Origin of the sequence: Cryobacterium soli (genome assembly GCF_003611035.1) — a bacterium.
Lineage (GTDB): Bacteria > Actinomycetota > Actinomycetes > Actinomycetales > Microbacteriaceae > Cryobacterium > Cryobacterium soli.
Map to the genome: position 1 here is coordinate 2856416 of NZ_CP030033.1, position 18151 is coordinate 2874566.

The 18151-nt window shown below is 69.3% G+C and carries 14 protein-coding genes and 1 pseudogene; 11 read left to right on the forward strand and 4 right to left on the reverse strand.

The genetic code is table 11. From position 1 onward, the window contains the following. The first annotated feature begins 259 nt into the window (after window positions 1–259). Complete coding sequence (locus DOE79_RS13210; protein ID WP_120338895.1) at window positions 260–1186, forward strand: MetQ/NlpA family ABC transporter substrate-binding protein; 927 nt, start codon at window positions 260–262, stop codon at window positions 1184–1186. A 9-nt stretch (window positions 1187–1195) separates the two neighbouring features. Here the strand turns inward: DOE79_RS13210 and DOE79_RS13215 are convergent, their stop codons facing one another. Beyond that, complete coding sequence (locus DOE79_RS13215) at window positions 1196–1849, reverse strand: TetR/AcrR family transcriptional regulator (protein WP_120338896.1); 654 nt, start codon at window positions 1847–1849, stop codon at window positions 1196–1198. 77 nt (window positions 1850–1926) lie between these two features. Between DOE79_RS13215 and DOE79_RS13220 the strand changes: the two genes are divergently transcribed. Then, entirely contained in the window at window positions 1927–3384 is a 1458-nt protein-coding gene (locus tag DOE79_RS13220; protein WP_120338897.1) for an MDR family MFS transporter, read from the forward strand. Window positions 3385–4522: 1138 nt separating this feature from the next. Here the strand turns inward: DOE79_RS13220 and DOE79_RS21170 are convergent. From DOE79_RS21170 to DOE79_RS13235, 3 genes and pseudogenes are all read right to left on the reverse strand, one after another. Further along, window positions 4523–4678 (reverse strand): annotated as a pseudogene (locus DOE79_RS21170) (DapH/DapD/GlmU-related protein); the annotation flags it as partial. A gap of 392 nt (window positions 4679–5070) precedes the next feature. After that, window positions 5071–6219, reverse strand: a complete 1149-nt coding sequence (locus DOE79_RS13230; protein WP_120338898.1) for a substrate-binding domain-containing protein — start codon at window positions 6217–6219, stop codon at window positions 5071–5073. Then, window positions 6216–8237, reverse strand: coding sequence for a heparinase II/III domain-containing protein (locus DOE79_RS13235; protein WP_245976936.1), 2022 nt, complete (start codon window positions 8235–8237; stop codon window positions 6216–6218). The genes DOE79_RS13230 and DOE79_RS13235 overlap by 4 nt, the downstream gene beginning before the upstream one ends. 118 nt (window positions 8238–8355) lie before the next feature. Here DOE79_RS13235 and DOE79_RS13240 point away from each other — a divergent pair, with 118 nt between their 5' ends. The 9 genes from DOE79_RS13240 to kduI all read left to right on the forward strand — a co-directional run bounded on the left by DOE79_RS13240 (window position 8356) and on the right by kduI (window position 18144). Further along, window positions 8356–10398, forward strand: coding sequence for a DUF2264 domain-containing protein (locus DOE79_RS13240; protein ID WP_245976937.1), 2043 nt, complete (start codon window positions 8356–8358; stop codon window positions 10396–10398). A gap of 78 nt (window positions 10399–10476) precedes the next feature. Continuing rightward, a complete protein-coding gene (locus DOE79_RS13245; RefSeq protein ID WP_120338900.1) occupies window positions 10477–11775 on the forward strand; it encodes an ABC transporter substrate-binding protein in 1299 nt (432 codons plus the stop codon). A gap of 107 nt (window positions 11776–11882) precedes the next feature. Continuing rightward, the gene (locus DOE79_RS13250; protein ID WP_120338901.1) at window positions 11883–12830 is read left to right on the forward strand and encodes a carbohydrate ABC transporter permease; all 948 of its coding nucleotides are present in this window, start codon (window positions 11883–11885) and stop codon (window positions 12828–12830) included. Then, window positions 12830–13747 (forward strand): carbohydrate ABC transporter permease, encoded by a 918-nt coding sequence (locus tag DOE79_RS13255; protein WP_245976938.1) that lies wholly within the window; start codon window positions 12830–12832, stop codon window positions 13745–13747. The genes DOE79_RS13250 and DOE79_RS13255 overlap by 1 nt, the downstream gene beginning before the upstream one ends. 3 nt (window positions 13748–13750) lie before the next feature. Beyond that, window positions 13751–14437, forward strand: coding sequence for a ferredoxin-NADPH reductase (locus tag DOE79_RS13260; protein ID WP_120338902.1), 687 nt, complete (start codon window positions 13751–13753; stop codon window positions 14435–14437). Window positions 14438–14448: 11 nt separating this feature from the next. After that, the gene (locus tag DOE79_RS13265; protein WP_120338903.1) at window positions 14449–15630 is read left to right on the forward strand and encodes a glycoside hydrolase family 88 protein; all 1182 of its coding nucleotides are present in this window, start codon (window positions 14449–14451) and stop codon (window positions 15628–15630) included. Next, entirely contained in the window at window positions 15627–16514 is an 888-nt protein-coding gene (locus DOE79_RS13270; RefSeq protein WP_120338904.1) for a fumarylacetoacetate hydrolase family protein, read from the forward strand. Before DOE79_RS13265 ends, DOE79_RS13270 begins: the two co-directional genes overlap by 4 nt. After that, on the forward strand, window positions 16511–17275 hold the full coding sequence (gene kduD, locus DOE79_RS13275) for a 2-dehydro-3-deoxy-D-gluconate 5-dehydrogenase KduD (protein ID WP_120338905.1): 765 nt from the start codon (window positions 16511–16513) through the stop codon (window positions 17273–17275). The genes DOE79_RS13270 and kduD overlap by 4 nt, the downstream gene beginning before the upstream one ends. Window positions 17276–17304: 29 nt before the next feature. After that, on the forward strand, window positions 17305–18144 hold the full coding sequence (gene kduI, locus DOE79_RS13280) for a 5-dehydro-4-deoxy-D-glucuronate isomerase (RefSeq protein WP_120338906.1): 840 nt from the start codon (window positions 17305–17307) through the stop codon (window positions 18142–18144). Window positions 18145–18151 lie beyond the last annotated feature (7 nt).

Consider the following 18151-nt stretch of genomic DNA (forward strand, 5'->3'; position numbering starts at 1 on the left):
CGCCCGGTGCGGATGCCGCCACGCACGTCCGCGTCGACGCCGCGTCCCCTGTCGTGCCGAATGCCGTGGGCGAGCTGTCCGGCCTGACGCGCATTCCTGACGCCTCGGCCTGACTCGCCCAACCACACCTGACCCGCGCCTGCTCGCGGGCGGGACCTCGCCTGCGCGCGCCGCCTGCGCCCGCCCGCTCCTTTCCCGCACGTTCTCGCCCTCCCCGCACCTCTGCACAGCACGCAGACCACTCCCCGAAGGAACCCCCATGTCTACGCCCAGCACCCCCACCCCCTCCACTCCTGCTGCCTCCAGCGAACCGCACGGCTTCGAGCTCAAGAAGCGTCGCCGCTGGCCCTGGATCGCCGGCATCACCGTCGTGGTCGTCGGCGCCGCCGCAGCCATCACCATCCCGCTGATCAACCCGCCCACCTCCGCCAACGCCACCGAGGGCGCCACCCTCATCGTCGCCACCGCGGAGGGCAACGCCGCCGAACAGGCGCTGGTGAACTTCGTGGCCGAGGAAGTGGCGCCCAAGTACGGCATCACCGTGAAGTTCAAGGGTCTCTCCGACAGCAACACCATCAACCGCGCGGTGAGCGAGGGCGAGGTGGCCGGCACGGTCTACCAGCACAAGCTCTGGCTCAGCCAGGTTCTCGAGTCCAACCCCGACTTCAGGGAGACCGCCGCCGCCCCGGTGTTCCGCTGGGGCTTCGGACTGTGGAGCGACAAGTACACCAGCGTCGACCAGGTCCCCGACGGCGGCACCGTGTCGCTGTACTCCGACCCCGCCAATGAGGCCCAGGGCCTGTGGCTGCTGCAGGAAGCCGGGCTCATCACGCTGAAGGCCGGCACCACGGCCGGCACCGCCACCCAGGACGACATCGCCACCAATCCGAAGAACCTGAAGTTCACGCTGCTCGACTTCGCCGCGCAGTCCCGCGCACTGCCCGACCTCGATCTCGCGGCCGGCTACACCGAGTACTACCTGGCCGCAAGCATCCCGATCGAACAGCAGATCTTCGCCCCCGCCGCGCCCGACGAGTTCGCCGGCCAGCTCACCATCGGCAGCGACTTCGCCGACACCGAGAACATCAAGAACCTCGTCGCCGCCTTCACCGACCCGGCGGTGCAGGAGTTCCTGGCCACCGACCCCACCGTGAAGGGCATCCTGCTCCCCATCGACGCAAAATAGCCCGCGGAACTAGTCCCGGCCCGTGCCGGCCTCGCGGCCGTAGGCGCGGAGGAAGGCGCGCACTCCGTCGACGATGATCCGGCGCGTCTCGGCCGGCGGCCGGGCGGTCGGGCGGCCGAGAGAGTACACGGAGGGCGACAAGGCCAATGCCACGAAGTGATCGGCCGCCACTCGGGGCTGGGGGGTCCTGAGCAGGCCCTGGCGGTCGAGCTCGACGAACCGCGCTGCGACGGCGTCCTCGGGTTCGACCCCGTCCCAGTGCCGGTCGCGGAGCTCGGGCAGATTCTCCGACTCAGTGGAGAGCAACCGCATGAGCGCGCTGTAGTCGGCCGAGCCGATCGCCGTGGCGGTGATGCTGTCGGCAAAACCGATCAGGGCCTCCTCGACGTCGGTGACGCCGGTGAGGTGCGTGTCGATCGCCTGGGACACTGTGGTGCCAAGCGCCTTGACCGCTTGCTCCACGACGGCGAGGAGCAAGGTGCGCTTGTCACCGTAGTAGTCGTAGACGGTGCGCTTGGACACCCCGGCCGACGCTGAGATCGCGTCCATACTCGTGCGGTCGAAGCCGTCGGACAGGAAATGGGTGCGCGCCGCACCGATGATGGCTGCGCGCTTCTGCACCGAACCCTCACGAATGGTCTTGCCCACGACGGCTGCCGTCATCAGTCCTCCCGACTGCGTAGAAGTCGATCTTACTCCCCGGTGTACTTAACTACACTGCACCGTGTAGTGTCGCTGCCATGTCATCAATTACCTCACCCGCGCCGGTCAGCGCGCGGCGGCTGAACCTCATCAGCCTCGTCCTCGTGCTCGGCGTCATCACCACGATTCTCGACACCACGATCGTCAATATCGCCCTGGACACCCTGCACTCCGTCTTCCACGCCACCGTCGCGGATACCCAGTGGGTGGTGACCGCGTACCTCCTGGCCTACGTGGCCGTCATCCCGGTGTCCGGCTGGGCATCCGAAAGGTTCGGTACTCGCCGCGTCTGGATGGTCGCGCTGGCGGTCTTCATGAGCGGTTCGCTGCTGTGCGGGCTGGCCTGGAACCTGCCGGCGCTGATCGGCTTCCGAGTGCTGCAAGGCATCGGCGGTGGCATGGTGCTGCCCGTCACGCTCACGATCCTCACCCGCGCGGCCGGCCGGAACCGGATCGGCCGCGCCATCGCGACCATCGGGCTCGTCGGCCAGCTCGGCCCGATTCTCGGCCCGATCCTCGGGGGCACGATCGTCGATTCGGTGGGATGGCACTGGCTGTTCTTCGTGAACATCCCGATCTGCCTGGTGGCGCTGGTGCTCGCCCCGATCTTCCTCCCTGCGGGCGAGAAGGATCGCTCCCACCCGCTCGATTTTCTCGGGTTCGCCCTGCTGACCCCCGGAGTGGTCGCCCTCGCCTACGGTCTCAGCCAGGCGACCGGAGCGGACGGCTTCGCGGCGACGGAGGTCTGGCTGCCGATGGCCCTCGGGTTCGTCTTCCTCGCTTCGTTCACGATCCGGTCGCTGCGTGCCAGGCGTCCTGCTCTCATCGATGTGCGCGTGTTCGCCCGGCGCAGCTTCGGCATTGGAAGCGTGATGACGTTCGTGAGCGGGTTCTCGATCTATGCCCTGATGTTCCTGCTGCCGCTGTTCTACCAGCAGGTGCGCGGCGAGTCGGTCTTCACCACCGGATTCCTGCTGATCCCGCAGGGGGTCGGCACCATGTGCTTCATCCTGGTCAACCGATACCTCGCCGGGCGCGTCGATACCCGCTTTGTGATCGCGGGGGGAGTGCTCCTGACCATGGCCGGCACGTTGCCGTTCGCGCTCGCCGGGGCCGCCGGCGGCGAGGCCCTCCTTCTCGCCGGGCAGTTCTTCCAGGGCTTCGGCATGGCGGCCGTGTCCCTGCCGGTGATGACCCTGGCCTTCGCCAGCCTGAGCAACGCCGAGACGCCCAGGGGCAGTGCCGCGTTCAACGTGGTGAAGCAGGTCGGCGCGCCGTTCGGTGTCACCGTGATCGCCGTGGTGCTGCAGAACAACCTCGCCGGTGCCGTCACCGCGACCCAGGCGCTCGCTGCCTTCAACGCCTCCTTCTGGTGGGTCTTGGCTCTGAGCGCCGTCCCGCTGCTCCTGGCCTTCCTGCTGCCGGCGTCGCCGCGACGCGAGGTAGCCGGGGTTGCCGATGTTGCCGAGGTGCGAACGGCCGACGTGCCCGGCTAGAACGGCGGTGTGGTCAGCTGCCTGCGACAGGGCCCGCGGGCGGCATCCCGGCCGGCTCCGGCCGGTGCACTCCGCGCGGCCGGTAGCCGAGCGCGTCGGAGAGTCCGGCCAGGTCGGCCAGGTACCAGATGATCGCCAGCCACATCTCGGTCCCTTGCAGCCCCGGCGTGGTCTCGGCCGATCCGGCCGTGTCACTGCCCGGAGCCCGGAAACCGAAGCCGCAGCCGTCCGTCCAAAAGCCTAGGGCGTCGTGCAGCAGCCGGCGGGCCAGCGCCGTCACCTCGTCGGCGCGATAGCCCGTCGCCCGGGTCAGCCAGAGCGGATGCACGATGTCGAGCACGTTGCAGGCGTTCTGCCGGTCGGGGGCGAAGAACCGGTGGTCCCGCGCATGCTGCAGCACGGTGTCGATCACGCGCTCCGGGTACGGCAGCGGCAGCCCGAACTGCGCGAAGGTGCCCCGCGAGGCCCGGTAGAACCCGTTGACGAGGTGCAGCAGCCCGTCGACCTCGTTCGGGCGTCCCCACATCCCGGTGCGGGGATCGGCGTGCCGCAGCAACCAGCCGAAGAGGGCATCGGTGGCGCCGGCCGGCACCGGGTCGCCACGCAGCCGGCTTACGTGCAGTGCGGTGCCGATCGCATCCACCCGGTGGCCGGCACCCCAGGCGTCCGTCTGCCACGGCAGGCCGTCCAGGGTTGCGACGGTGTCGGCGGCGGAGGCCGTGGTGACCAGGGTGAGGCCGTGGGCGAATCCGCTGCCCAGCAGTTGCAGCGCGTACCCGACACAGAGCACGTGGTACAGGGCGTCAGGGTCATCGGATGCCGTGCGTGCGGGATGGCCGGCATCAGCCGGGAGCGGGCCGACGACTCCGGTGTCGGCGTGCTGCCAGCCGCGAAGGCGTTCCACGAGGGCTCCCGCCGGAAGTTGCGGTGGTGCGGTTCCGAGCAGCAGGTCGGCGATCTCCACGGCGTCGCACTGCGCGCGCACCGTCGGGGCCGTCCCTGGGCCGTCCGCGAAGAGACCGGTGCCGGCATCGAAGGATCGGTCGAGCAGCGCGACAGCCTGGGCCCGGGCGGCGACGGCGAACGCCTCGACCCGGGCCCCGAGCGCGCCGCGAGCGGGATCGGCGGGCGGCGCGAGCCTCGACCGGATCAGGCGTGCCGGGTTGCCGCCGACGATCGCCCCCGCCGCGACGTCCTTGGTCACCACGGCGCCGGCCGCGAGCACCGCGTGGTCCCCCACGGTGATGCCGTCGAGGATCACGACGTGGGAGCCGATCCAGACATCGTTGCCGATGCGGATACCGCGGCTCTCCAGAGGCTGACGGAAGAACTCGACATCCGTCGTCGTCATCGTGTGGTTGAACCCGATGATCGAGGTGTGTGCGCCGATCCGCACGGCGTCGCCGAGGCGCACGTCGCCGCGGATGACGGTGTACGGGTTCACGCTGCAGTCGCGCCCGGTGCGGAGCGAGCCGGTGAGGTAGGCGCCGGCCGCGATGTAACTGCGCGCACCCAGGTGGAGCACGTCGTTATCGACCGAGGCGAGTTCGGAGACGAAGCAGTCTGTGCCGAACGACCACTCCGGTCGGGCGGCGACGAGGTCGCGCTGCACCTCGAGCTGGTGCTGCCTGGCCGCCTCATCGGCGGACGACCAGAAGTCCCACGGCGAGAAGTCGAGCGGATCGATCACGACGATCCGGCCCCCGGCGGCACGGAGCCGCTCCGCGGCGGCGCGGTGGACCCCCGCACGTTGAGCCGCGGATTGAGCGTGACCCGCTGCACCGGCCGCGTCGGGTCGGCGATCCGGCGGAGCAGCAGGTCGACCGCCGCCTCGCCGACGGCCCCGCGCGGTGGGCTCACCGCGGTGAGCGCCGGGGTGAAGAGCTGGGCGACCTCGTCGTCGTACGCGATGATCGACAGGTCGTCGGGGATCGAGATGCCCCGGGTGAGGGCGAGGTCCACGAAGGCCATCGCCTCGGGGTCGGAGTGCACGAGCAGGCCTGTGATCCCCGTGCGCAGCGCCATGTCGAGGGTGGCGTCCACGGCGGCGGAGAAGTCCGGGCTGCTGCGGTCCGGCAACATCTGTTCGAAGTGATCGGTCGGGGTGAGCCCGAGCTCCTCGCAGGCGGCCTGCCACCCTGCCGCGATCTTCCGCGAGGTCGGCGAGAACCGGGACAGCATCAGGCCCACCTTGCGGTGACCGAGGGCCGCCAGGTGCCGCGCGGCGAGCATGGCGCCGAGGGCGTGATCGGTGGTCACCGATTCGACCGGGGTGCCCTCGGGCAGCAGCACGCCGTCGCGCTCCACGAGCACGCTGGGTTTTCCGCATGCGGCCAGCCACTGGATGACATCCTGGGCGTGGATGGTCTCGGTATTCGGGGCGACGATCACGCCGCGCACGTCGTCACGCAGCACCAGGCGTTCCAGAACGGGCCGCTCGTCCTGCAATTCGTAGGATGCGCCGCGCAGCAGCACCTTCATGCCGTTCTTCTCGGCGGCCACCTCCATGCCGCGGATGACGCCGGGCCAGTAGTAGTTCAGCGACGGCACCAGCACTGCGATCGATCCGGTCACCGTGGCGTCGTCGTCGGGAGAGGCCGCGCGAGCGGCCCCGGTGCTCTTGGTGTGCCCGCCCGCGGGAACGGCGCCGCCGTGCACGCGGACGAGCAGGCCTTCACGCTCCATCTGGGCGAGGTCGCGGCGCAGGGTCACCGGGGCGACGCCCAGTTCGTCCATCAGCTCGGACACCCGAACCACGCCGTCCCGCGAGAGGGCGTTGAGTACGTGGGTCCGTCGGCGGGCGGCCAACGGGATGTGTTGAACCTGATCGGTCATCGTGCGCCCCCTGTTGTCGAGTGGTCAATGGCTACCGTGACGGCGATCGAGGTCCGTCCGGTGACGTCCAGGTCGAGCCTGCCGAGGCTCGGCCCCCAGACATCGGAGAGCATGGGGTCGTCGAGTGGGCGCATGGTCAGTATGGCCGGAATTCCGGCCGGCCACCGCACGCGCAACGCCGGAGCTCCGCAGAGCGGGGTGACGAGGGCGGTGCCGTCGCCGAGCTCCACCTCGCCGGCCAGGAGCAGGCGCACCGTGGTCGCCGGTTCGGCGACGGCCGGGCCTGCGTCGTTCGCCCAGGGGGCGAGGGCCCAGGCGTCGGACACGGTGACACAGGCCGCGGCATCGTCGGCCTGCGCGGCGCGGTCCAGCCGCACGGTGCGACGCCACGACGCGAGGCCGGTCACCGGGTAGGCCGCAGCAAGGTCGAGGGAGAGCGACGATCGATCGGTCGTGACCTCGGCCACGACATCAGCTGCCGCAGAAGTGCGGCCCGCGGGCTGCGAGGTGCCCCGCACCTCCGGAACGTTGTGCCAGGAGCTCTGCATCGCCCAGGAGTCGTACCGGTCCGGGCCGAATGTCGCAAGCGTGTAGGTGGGCCGGCCGGCGTCGACGATGACCGGCACGCCGTCGGAGGCGACGATGAACGATCCGACGTCGTTGTGATTGTGGTGCTCACCGTTGGTGCCGCCCTTGGCCGCAATGCTGAGCCCGGTCGGGGAGCCGGCGCTCTCACGGGCGACGAGCACCTGCACCGAGTCCAGCCACACGTCGCGCGGCAGCGGGGGAGCCGTCTGCTGGGCGCTGCCGGCGGCGGTCCAGGCCGGGTCGGTCAGGCCGCGCAGCAGCCGCCCGAGCCCCTCCATCTCGCTCGCGACCGGCCGCCCGGCCACCCGATGTGAAGCCGCATGGTCGGCGGCCGCCTGGTCGCCGACCCGGTGCGCGGCGCGGAAGAGAGCGTGCCACGGTTGGTCGGCCGACGGCCTGGCCTGGCCGTCGGCGTGATTGACGTACCAGGCGCCGCCGAGATGCATCCGGTGCGGAAAGGCCACGGTCTCGCGGAGCGCGGGCACGGAGGCCGCGGCGTCGAGCCGACCGCCCGTGGCGTGGGCGAGGATGTCCAGAGCCTCGAGGGCCCGGCAGGCACCGTTCCACCAGTACGAGTAGCCCTCGTCGATCGCTCCGTCGGCAGGGAGCGCCGTGACGTAGCGGTCGAGGCCCTGGATGACGAGGTCCACGATCCGTGAGCGTTCGGCCTGCTCGGCCGGCGCATCCAGAAACCGGAGGGCGGCCACGAGCACGTTGCCCTGGATCCACGGGCTCCAGTTGTGCACATCTCCGTCGAGGCCGAGCCAGTGCCAATCGCGGCGGCTGACGAACGGGTCGAAGACTCGGATGCGCGCCTCGCGCCGCATCCGCGCCCGCAGCCCCGGGTAGCGGGCGTCGAGCTGGGAGCCGAGCAGCTGGTCGATCCAGGCGAGTTGCCCCACCACCTCACCCGCACCGAGGTCGAGAAACGGGTCGTCGACGGTGGCGAGAACGGATCCGGACCTGCGGAAGGAGTCGTCGTGTGCCGGCCAGCACCACGACGTCTGCTCGCACAGCAGCACGACACCGTCTGCCACCTCGTCGAGCCAGCGGTCGTCCAGGGTGATCGCGGCGCTCACGGCGGCCCGGCTCAGCCTGTGTTGCCGAGCGAAGGCCGGAGTCTCCCAGATCTCCCGGTCGCCGTCCCGGTTCACCCGTGCGGCCGAGCTGGCGAGGGGGAGAGGCCAGGGCAGGGCGAGATCGCGGTCGGCGCGGGTGTGCAGGTCATCGAGCGTGAACGCATCGGCGCCGGCCGCCCCCGCGGCCCAGGCGTCGCGCCGGTCGGCCGGCGGCACCGGAAGGCAGGAATCCGCAGGAAGCAGCAGAGCGGGAAGGAAGAGGCCCAGGCCGCCCGCTGTGGCACCGGATTGCTCGTCGAACACGGCCGCGAGGTGTCCTCGAAACGGCGTTGTCTCGCTAATTGTGATCACCAAACGATCATAACCGATCACACTCAATCAAAAACAGCTTGTAATGAACGAAAAAGGTTGCTATGTTCGCACAACGGTCATTCGCACACGTCGGCCGCACCATTCAAAGGAGAAACCGGTGATCACCGAACCCCACGCCACTCGCTCGAGTGCAGCCGGTTCCGCTGATGCGTCGCACGACGTGGTGACCGCCGCAGACTGGTCCCGAACACAGTGGGTGGCCTATGCCGACACGATCCTCGCCGGCGCCCAGGCCTGGGCATCGCCCGGCCACGGGCGCATCACCCCTCCCGGCGCCGAAGGCGGTTACGGCCGGGCGGTCGACGGACTCGAGGGCTTCGCCCGCACCTTCCTGCTCGCCGGGTTCCGCATCGCGGGGGAGCGGGGCCAGGGCCTGGACGACCTCATCGAGTTCTACCTGCAGGGCATCACGACAGGTGTCGACCCCGACGCGGCCGACCGGTGGGTGCGCCTGGACGAGCACTCCCAGGCCAAGGTGGAGGCGGCCTCGATCGCCCTCATCCTCGACCTGACCCGACCGTGGATCTGGGACCGCCTCGACGTGCTGACCCAGCGCCGGGTGATCGATTACTTCTCGCCCGTGGTCGGCGACACGACCTACCCGCAGACCAACTGGGTGTGGTTCCGCCTGGTCGTGCAGACGTTCCTGCGGTCGGTCGGCGGCCCCTGGTCGGCCGATGACATCGCGGCCGACCTCGCCCGGCACGACTCCTTCGGACGCGCCGACGGGTGGATGTCGGACGGCGACGAACGGTCGTTCGACCACTATGTCGGCTGGGCCCTGCACCTCTACCCGGTGTTATGGTCGCGCATGCAGGGCGCCGACGAGCTCGCGAACGGACGAACGGCCGCGGACCTCGCGGGCCTTGACCGGTTCCTGCTCGACGCCGTCGCCCTCATCGGCGCGGACGGCTCACCGCTCCTGCAGGGACGCAGCCTGATCTACCGGTTCGCCGCGGCCGCACCGTTCTGGGTGGGGGTGCTCGCGGAGGTGCCCTCCCTCTCCGCCGGCGCGTTGCGCCACGCGGCCAACCGGGTCGTCGCTCATTTCGCCGACCGAGCGGTGCCGAACTCCGAGGGTCTCCTCACGCTGGGCTGGCACGAGGAATGGCCGACCCTTGCGCAGTCCTACTCAGGTCCGGGATCACCGTACTGGGCGGTCAAAGGACTGCTGGGCGTGCTGCTTCCGGCGGACCACCCGGTCTGGTCCGCACCGGCCGAGCCGCTCCCCGTCGAGACCCGCGACAGCCTGCGCGCGGTGCGGGCCGCCGGCTGGATCGTCTCGGGCACCACATCGGATGGCATTGTGCGCGTCATCAACCACGGAACCGATCACGCCCAGGAGAACACCCTGGTCGGCGACTCCCCGCTCTACGCCCGCATCGGCTACTCCACGGTGACCAGCCCGCTGCTCGACGCCGAAGCGTGGGAGTTCCCCCTCGAACAGTCCGTCGCCATCGTCGACGCCGCCGGCAAGGCCACCCACCGCGCGGCCCTCAGGCTGCTCGAGGCGCGGGTGCAGGACGACGCCCACGGCATTGTCGGCATCGCCGCTTCCAGCTCGGATGCCCATTGGCTCGCCGCGGACACGACGGGCCCACGGCACGGCTCCGGTCTGACCGGTACCGTCACCGTGGCCGGCCCCCTCACCGTGCACTCCCTCGTGCGTGGCCCCTGGGAACTCCGTCTCGCACGCCTGGAGTCGCTCGAGCAGGGCCTGGACCCCGCCACCCTGCGCCTGCGGATCGGCGGCTGGCCCGTCACCGGCCCGGCACCGGAGACCCGGGCGACCCTCGGCGAGGCGCGCGTGACCAGCGGTGATCTCCAGAGCGGCATCCGCAGCGTGCTCGGCGCCGCCAGCGCGACCGTGTCGCTGCGCCCCGACGCCACCCCGCTCACCGGGGTGACAGCCGTGCCGTCGATCGACTACCCGGTGGTGGTCGGTGAATGGATCGCCGCCGTCATCGAACTCACCGGCGCGCGGGCGACCGCGGCGCTGGACGCCACGGCCCCCCTCGACTGCACGGTCGACCTCGTCACCGACGGGGAGCGCTGGACGGCGACCATCGGATGGCCGGACGGCGACAGCACGACGAGCATCCTCACCGACCACCGAATTGCCGTGACGGCAGAACGGTAGAACGACGGCTCCGCGTTGCGGATTCCGACAGCACTCACAACAGCACTGATTCACACGAGCACTAACAAAGGAGCAGCAATGAAGCGCAAGTTTGTAGCCGCAGCGGGCGTGGCGATGGTAGCCACGCTCGCCCTCGCCGCCTGCAGCGCCAGCCCGGCGGCCGACACCGCCGAAGCGGGCGGGCCGGTGACGCTGAGCGTCTCCGGGTGGAGCATCGCCACCACCCCGGAGTTCCAGCTTCTGGCCGACGGGTTCGAGAAGAAGTTCCCCGACGTCACGGTCGAACTCAAGGAGTACGACCCGGTCAACTACAACACCCTGCTCACCGCGGACCTCGCGGCCGGGTCGGGCCCAGACATCATCACCCAGAAAGAGGTGAAGTTCGTCTCGACCTACCAGGAGGGCGGCCAGCTCCTCGACGTCTCGGACGTGGAACTGCCCGACGGGATCGGCGGCACGCAGGCCTACGACATCGACGGCGCCAGCTACGCGGTGCCGTACCGCCAGGACTCCTGGGTCGTCTACTACAACAAGGCGCTCTTCGACGAAGCCGGCGTGGAGTACCCCGACGGGTCCTGGACGTGGGACGACTACGCCGACCTGGAGACGGAGCTTTCTACCGCGCTCGCCGCCAAGCCCGCCTTCGGTGGCTACCAGCACACCTGGCAGTCCACGGTGCAGGGATTCGCGAACGCGCAGACCCCCAAGGCCGACATCCTCAGCGGCGACTTCGCACACCTCAAGCCCTACTACGAGCGCGTTCTCGGCATGCAGGACGACGGCGGACAGGTGGACTTCAATACCCGCAACGCCAACCAGCTCACCTACCAGGGCGAGTTCGGCAAGCAGAAGGCCGCGATGATGCCGATGGGTTCCTGGTACGTCGCCACCCTGATCGCCCAGCAGGCTTCCGGCGAGGCCGACACCTTCGACTGGGGCGTGGCTCCTGCACCGCAGTACGACAAGAAGACCGCCGGAATCGACAACGTGCCGGTGACCTTCGGTGACCCGACCGGACTCGGCATCAATGCCGCCATCTCCGACAACAAGGTGCAGGCGGCGAAGGACTTCCTCGCTTACGCCGCGAGCGAAGAGGCAGCGCAGGCCCTGGCCGCGATCGGCATCACCCCCGCCCTGCTCAACGACGATGTCGTGGAAACCTACTTCTCCGTGGCGGGCAGCCCCACCGACGAACTGTCCAAGTTCGCCATCTCCACCCACGAGACCCTGCCGGAGAACCCCACGTCGAGCAAGACGGCGGCGATCCAGGGCATCCTCGGCGACCTGCACACGGCAGTCATGTCGGGTTCGGAGTCCATCGACAGCGCGATCACGGGCGCTGAAGACCGCGTGAAGAACGAAGTCGGGCTCGACTAAGCCCCTCGGTGGACGGCCGGCTCCTCGCCAGGGGCCGGCCGTCCACCCGCAGTCCCCGCATCAAGACTTCCCCCATCGAAACTCCCCCTCATCGAAGGAGATCCACCATGGCGACCACCACCGCCACCGATGTCGACACCGACGTCGCCGCCGGGCCGACGCCGTCGCTGCGTCGCCGGCGATCCCGGCTCGCCCGGAGAAACGCCCTCATCGGGTGGAGCTTCATCCTGCCGAACTTCCTCGGCTTCGCCCTGCTGACCCTGGTTCCCATCCTCGTGCTGTTCTACATGTCGATGACGAACTGGAACGTGTTCGGCACCGCGAACTGGGTGGGACTGGCGAACTTCCAGCGCCTCGTCGGCGACGGCAGCTTCCGCATCGCCCTGTTCAACACCCTGTACTACTCGGTGCTGCACATCCCCCTGACCTTCGTCGTGGCACTCGGCCTTGCGCTGCTGCTCAACAGCAAGCTGCGCGGCGTGGCGTTCTTCCGCACCGCAGCCTTCTTCCCGTACATCACGTCCATCGTGGCCATCGCCATCGTGTGGAACCTGCTGTTCAGCCCCGACTACGGCCCGATCAACGAGGTCCTCCGCGCGTTCGGCTTCGCCAACCCGCCCGGCTGGCTCACCTCGTCGGACTGGGCGATGCCCGCCGTGGTCATCGTGAGCACCTGGCGCGATATGGGCTACTACATGATCCTGTTCCTCGCCGGGCTGCAGACCGTGCCCCGCGAACTGCACGAGGCCGCCCGCATGGACGGCGCCAACGCCATCCAACGCTTCTTCAACGTGACCATGCCGAGCCTGCGGCCCACCACATTCTTCGTCACGGTCATGCTCACCATCAACTCGTTCAAGATCTTCGACCTCATCCTCGTCATGACCGAGGGCGGCCCCGGCCAGTCGACGCTCGTGCTCTCCCAGTTCATCTACACCAAGGGATTCGAGGAGAGCCAGTTCGGCTACGCCTCCGCCGCTTCGGTGGCGCTGTTCTTCCTCTGCATCACCGTCACCGTGGCGCAGTTCCTCGCCAATAAGAGAAGGAGTGCCTGATGACCGGTCTCATGGTTCCCATCGAGGACCGTCGCGGCCTGCGCAAGCTCGCCGACTCGTCACCGTCGCCGCGGGGCGGGCGCTCGGCCACACCGTTGCGCCGGGTGGGCCGGATCGCGGGCTACGGGGTGCTCATCGTCGCCGCGCTGGCACTGTTCACCCCGTTCATCTGGATGGTGATCAGCTCGCTCAAGACCTCGAACGAGGTGTTCTCGGTGCCGGTGACCTGGTTCCCCGAGATCTTCGTCTGGAACAACTACGTCGAAATCTGGACGAAGTCGAACATGCTCACCTGGATCCGCAACACAATGTTCCTCTCGGTGGTCGTCACGTTCCTGCAGGTGCTCACCGGTTCGTTCGCCGCCTACGGCTTTGCCCGCATCAAGTTCCCGGGCCGTGACGCGCTCTTCCTCGTGTACATCGGCACGATCGCGGTGCCGTGGCAGTCCTACATGATTCCGCAGTTCATCCTGATGTCCGAACTCAAGGTGTCCAACACCCTGTGGTCGATCGTGCTCCTGCAGGCCTTCGGCGCCTTCGGTGTCTTCCTCATGAAGCAGTTCTACGAGACCATCCCCGAGGAACTGTCCGAGGCCGCGCGGCTGGACGGACTCAGCGAGTACGGCATCTGGCGCCGCATCATGCTGCCGCTGTCGATACCGGCGCTGGCCAGCCTGGCCCTGCTCACCTTCGTGAACACCTGGAACGACTACCTCGGACCACTCATCTACCTGCGCGACCCCAACCTGTGGACCGTGCAGCTCGGCCTCAAGAGCTTCGTCAGCAACCTCTTCGACACCAACTACGCCCTGCTTTTCGCCGGACTCACCATCTCGGTGATCCCGATCGCGATCATCTTCTTGCTCGGGCAGAAGTACTTCGTCGAAGGACTGGCCACGAGCGGGATGAAGGGCTGACCCATGAAGCCCCTCGCTCACGGCACCTTCACCGCGATCGCCGGCGTGGTCTACCTGGCGTTGATCACGAACCTGCTGCTCATCGTCTCCGGACTCCCCTTGGTGCTGCTGCTGATCACCTCCGACCCGGCCCGGTCCTGGCCGCTCCTCGCCCTGGCGGCACCGTTCTCTGCCCCCGGCATCAGTGCCGCGTTCTGGGCCTTCCGCGACTTCAGCCGCGGAGGAACCGCTCCGGCCCGTGCGTTCCTCGCCGGGTGGGTGGCCACCTGGCGCCGGGCCTTCCAGCTCGGCGCGCTGGTGACCGCCGTCGTGGTGGTGCTCATCGTGGACCTGCGGTTCTTCGCCGACAGCGCCCTCTCGGTGGCCGTCGTTCCCGTCCTCGGCCTGCTCACGGTGATGGCCCTCGCCCTCGGGCTCATCGGCCTGGTCGCCATCTCCGATGCCCCGGGCGCCCGGCTGGGCGATGTGATCCGGGCGAGCCTCTATCTCAGCGTGCGCCGGTGGTACCTCACCGTGGTCTCCCTGATCGTGATCGGCACCCAGGCGGCGTTGTTCACCGCCATGCCGGCGATCGCGCTCGGCCTGACCATGGCTCCGGTGCTCTACCTCGCCTGGGCGAACTCCCGGTACACCCTTCGACCCGTTCTCTCCAACGACGATGTCCCGGCGCACGCGCCGGGACGCAGCTAAGGAACACCCCGATGACGACCTCACCCACGCCGGGCACGACCGCACCCGCGGTAGACCTGGCGATCTCCGCCGCGCTGGCCACCGTGCGCCGCAACAGCGACACGTTCGGCACCGGTTACCCCGACGACACCACCACGAACGATCGGTACCTGCCGCGTCCAGCGGCCGCGGGGTTCCCGATCGCCGGAAACCGGGGCTGGACGACGAGCTTCTTCACCGGCATGGAGTGGCTGGCCTGGGAGCTGAGCGGCGACGAGGCCTTCCGCGACGCCGCCCTCGCGCACGCCGCCGACTTCTCCCGCCGGGTGCGCGCCGGTGAAGACCTCGACACCCACGACCTCGGCTTCCTCTACACGCTGTCGACCGTGCCCGCGTGGCAGCTCCTGGGCGACACCGACGGCCGGGAGGCCGCGCTCCTCGCCGCAGAACACCTGATGTTGAGGCTCCTCGAGCCCGCCGGCATCATCCAGGCGTGGGGAGATCTCTCCGACCCCCGCCAGCGCGGTCGCACCATCGTGGACAGCCTCATGAACATGCCGCTGCTCACCTGGGCGGGCGAACAAACCGGCGACGCGCGCTTCACGGATGCGGTGCGCCGCCACACCACGCAGCTGCGCGAGAACATCGTGCGCGCCGACAACTCGACCTTCCACACCTTCTACTGGGATGTCGAGACCGGGCAGCCCCTCCGCGGAGCGACCGAGCAGGGCGCCTTCGATGACTCCTGCTGGGCGCGCGGCCAGGCCTGGGGCATCTACGGATTCGCCCTCAACTACCGCGCCACGGCAGACCCGCTGCTCCTCGAGGCCGCCTGGCGCTGCGCCGACTACTTCCTGGCGCACCTTCCGGCCGACTCCGTGCCGTTCTGGGACCTCGTCTACGTCGACGGTAGCGACGCGCCCCGCGACAGTTCCTCCGCCGCCATCGCCGTATGCGGGCTGCTCGAGCTCGCGGCGATCGAGAGCACCGGCGAGCGGGCGGAACGGGCCACGGAGGCCGCGCACACCATCCTGGCCTCCCTCATCGAGAACTACACGCCCGCGAGACCCGAGGACTCCGACGGACTGCTCCTGCACGGCGTCTACGACCTGCCGAAGAACAACGGTGTCGACGAGGGCACCCTGTGGGGCGACTACTTCTACCTCGAGGCCCTCACCCGGGTGGCCCGTCGCGACTGGACGGCCTTCTGGTGAGGCTCGTCACCCACGCCCACCCGTCCGGCGACCGCGCAGCGGCCGTCGTCGCCTCGAGCGACGGCGACCGCCTCGTCGACCTCGACGGGCTCAGTCTGGTGGAGATCCTCCAGGATGAAACGGCGCTCGCCGCCGCCCGGCTGAGAGTCGAGCACGCCGCGGGATCGCCCGAGACGTTGCCCCGGCTCTCCGACACCCGGCTGCTGCCTCCCGTGCGACCCGGCAAGATCCTCTGCCTCGGCTACAACTACCGCGGCCATGTGGCCGAAGGAGCGGACCCGACCGCCGACGATCCGGCCTTCCCCGATGTGTTCGTCAAGACCCCGAACGTCGTGAACGCCCCCGGCGACCCCGTGGTGCTGCCGGTCGCGAGCACCAACGTGGACTACGAGGGAGAGATCGCGGTCGTCATCGGCCGACGAGCCCACCGGGTTCCGCTGGTCTCGGCACTGGACTACGTGGCCGGATACGCGCTGTTCAACGACGTCTCCGACCGCGACTGGCAGGGCCGGTCGAGCCAGTGGGAGCTCGGCAAATGCTTCGACGGGTTCGGCCCGCTCGGTCCCGAGCTGATCACCGCGGACGAGATACCGGACCCGCAGGACCTGCTGCTCGAGGTGGAGCGGGACGGCGTCGTGACGGTGTCGCAAAGCACCGCCACCATGATCTTCCCGATGGCGTTCATCGTGCACTACCTCAGCCAGGTCATGACCCTCGAGCCCGGGGACATCATCTCGACCGGAACGCCGCAGAAGCTGCCGCAGGCGTTGAACGACCACCGGCCGCTCGGCCCCGGCGACGCCGTCACCATCCGCGTCGCGGGTCTGGGCGAACTGACCACGACCTTCACCGCACCGACCGATACGGAACGGACCCCCGCATGATCCTGGATTCCTTCAACCTGCACGGACGCGTCGCCCTCGTCACCGGCTCGTCCCGGGGCCTGGGGCAGGGCGCGGCCGTCGCCCTCGCCGAGGCCGGGGCCGATGTGGCGCTGCTCGATCGCGGCGACGCGAGCGAGACCGCCGACCGGATCCGCGGCCTCGGCCGCCGGGTGCACCTGGTGCGCCGCGACCTGGTCGAAGCCACCCCCGACGAGATCGCCGCGGCGGTGACCGAGGTGGTCGACGAACTCGGAGACCTGCACATCCTGGTGAACAACGCCGGCATGATCCACCGGGCGCCGGCGGTGGACTACCCCGCCGCCAAGTGGAACGACGTGCTGACCGTCAACCTCGACGCGGTCTTCCACCTCTCCCAGGCCGCCGGCCGGCACATGCTCGCGGCCGGGCAGGGGCGCATCATCAACGTGGCATCCATGCTGTCCTTCCAGGGCGGTGTGTTCGTGCCTGCCTATACGGCGTCCAAGCACGCCGTGGCCGGTCTCACCAAGGCGCTCGCCAACGAGTGGGCGGCATCCGGCGTCACCGTCAATGCCATCGCCCCCGGTTACATGGCCACCGACAACACCGCGGCCCTCCGCGCCGACCCCGACCGCGAGAGCGCGATCCTGGCTCGCATCCCGGCCGGCCGGTGGGGAACACCCGCCGACCTGCAGGGCGCACTCGTCTTCCTCGCGTCCGACGCATCGGCTTACGTCACCGGCACCGTGCTGCCGGTCGACGGCGGCTGGCTCGTGCGCTGACCCGAACCCGATACCGACCAAGGAGCACCATGGAACAGCGATACGCCACCAACCCCACCCAGATCCCGGGCATGACCACGAGCGACCTGCGGGCGCAATACCTCGTTCCCGAGCTGTTCGTGCCCGGTGAGGTGCGCGTCACCTTCACCCACCACGACCGCATCGTCCTCGGCGGTGCCGTGCCGGCCGGAACCGACCTGGTGCTGCCGGGCTACCCCGAGATCCGTAGTGAGTATTTCCTCGAGCACCGTGAGGTGGGCATCATCAATGTCGGCGCCGCCGGCACCGTGACCGCGGACGGCGACAGCTACGAGCTGGCCACCGGAGCCTGCCTCTATCTCGGGCGCGGCATCCGGGATGTCGTCTTCGCCGACGCTTCGGGGGTCGCCGCAGACGCCGGCGCCCAGTTCTACCTGTTCTCCGCACCCGCGCACACCAGCTACCCGGCCACCCTCGTCGCGCCCGGTGAGGGCACCGTGCGCGAGCTCGGCGACCAGGTCACCTCCAACCGGCGCACGCTCAACCAGTACATCCACGAGAACGGCGTGCGCTCCTGCCAGATCGTCATGGGCGTAACGCAGCTGCACCCCGGCTCCATGTGGAACACCATGCCTGCGCACACCCACGACCGGCGCACCGAGTGCTACCTCTACTTCGACCTGCCGGCCGACGCCCGCGTCATCCACCTGCTCGGCGAGCGGGAGGAGACCCGGCACCTCGTCGTCGCCGACCGGCAGGCGGTCATCTCGCCGAGCTGGTCGTTGCACTCCGGCGTCGGCACCGCGGCCTACTCGTTCGTCTGGGCCATGGCCGGGGAGAACCAGGCCTTCGACGACATGGATGCCGCTCCGGTCACCGAGCTCAAGTGACGGCCCT

Excerpts from the sequence above, each read along its gene's own strand:
- DOE79_RS13215 (WP_120338896.1), bottom strand. The coding sequence starts at position 1,849 with ATGACGGCAGCCGTCGTGGGCAAGACCATTCGTGAGGGTTCGGTGCAG.
- DOE79_RS13210 (WP_120338895.1), top strand. The coding sequence starts at position 260 with ATGTCTACGCCCAGCACCCCCACCCCCTCCACTCCTGCTGCCTCCAGC.
- DOE79_RS13255 (WP_245976938.1), top strand. The coding sequence starts at position 12,830 with ATGACCGGTCTCATGGTTCCCATCGAGGACCGTCGCGGCCTGCGCAAG.
- DOE79_RS13245 (WP_120338900.1), top strand. The coding sequence starts at position 10,477 with ATGAAGCGCAAGTTTGTAGCCGCAGCGGGCGTGGCGATGGTAGCCACG.
- kduI (WP_120338906.1), top strand. The coding sequence starts at position 17,305 with ATGGAACAGCGATACGCCACCAACCCCACCCAGATCCCGGGCATGACC.
- DOE79_RS13230 (WP_120338898.1), bottom strand. The coding sequence starts at position 6,219 with ATGACCGATCAGGTTCAACACATCCCGTTGGCCGCCCGCCGACGGACC.
- DOE79_RS13220 (WP_120338897.1), top strand. The coding sequence starts at position 1,927 with ATGTCATCAATTACCTCACCCGCGCCGGTCAGCGCGCGGCGGCTGAAC.
- kduD (WP_120338905.1), top strand. The coding sequence starts at position 16,511 with ATGATCCTGGATTCCTTCAACCTGCACGGACGCGTCGCCCTCGTCACC.
- DOE79_RS13265 (WP_120338903.1), top strand. The coding sequence starts at position 14,449 with ATGACGACCTCACCCACGCCGGGCACGACCGCACCCGCGGTAGACCTG.
- DOE79_RS13260 (WP_120338902.1), top strand. The coding sequence starts at position 13,751 with ATGAAGCCCCTCGCTCACGGCACCTTCACCGCGATCGCCGGCGTGGTC.
- DOE79_RS13250 (WP_120338901.1), top strand. The coding sequence starts at position 11,883 with ATGGCGACCACCACCGCCACCGATGTCGACACCGACGTCGCCGCCGGG.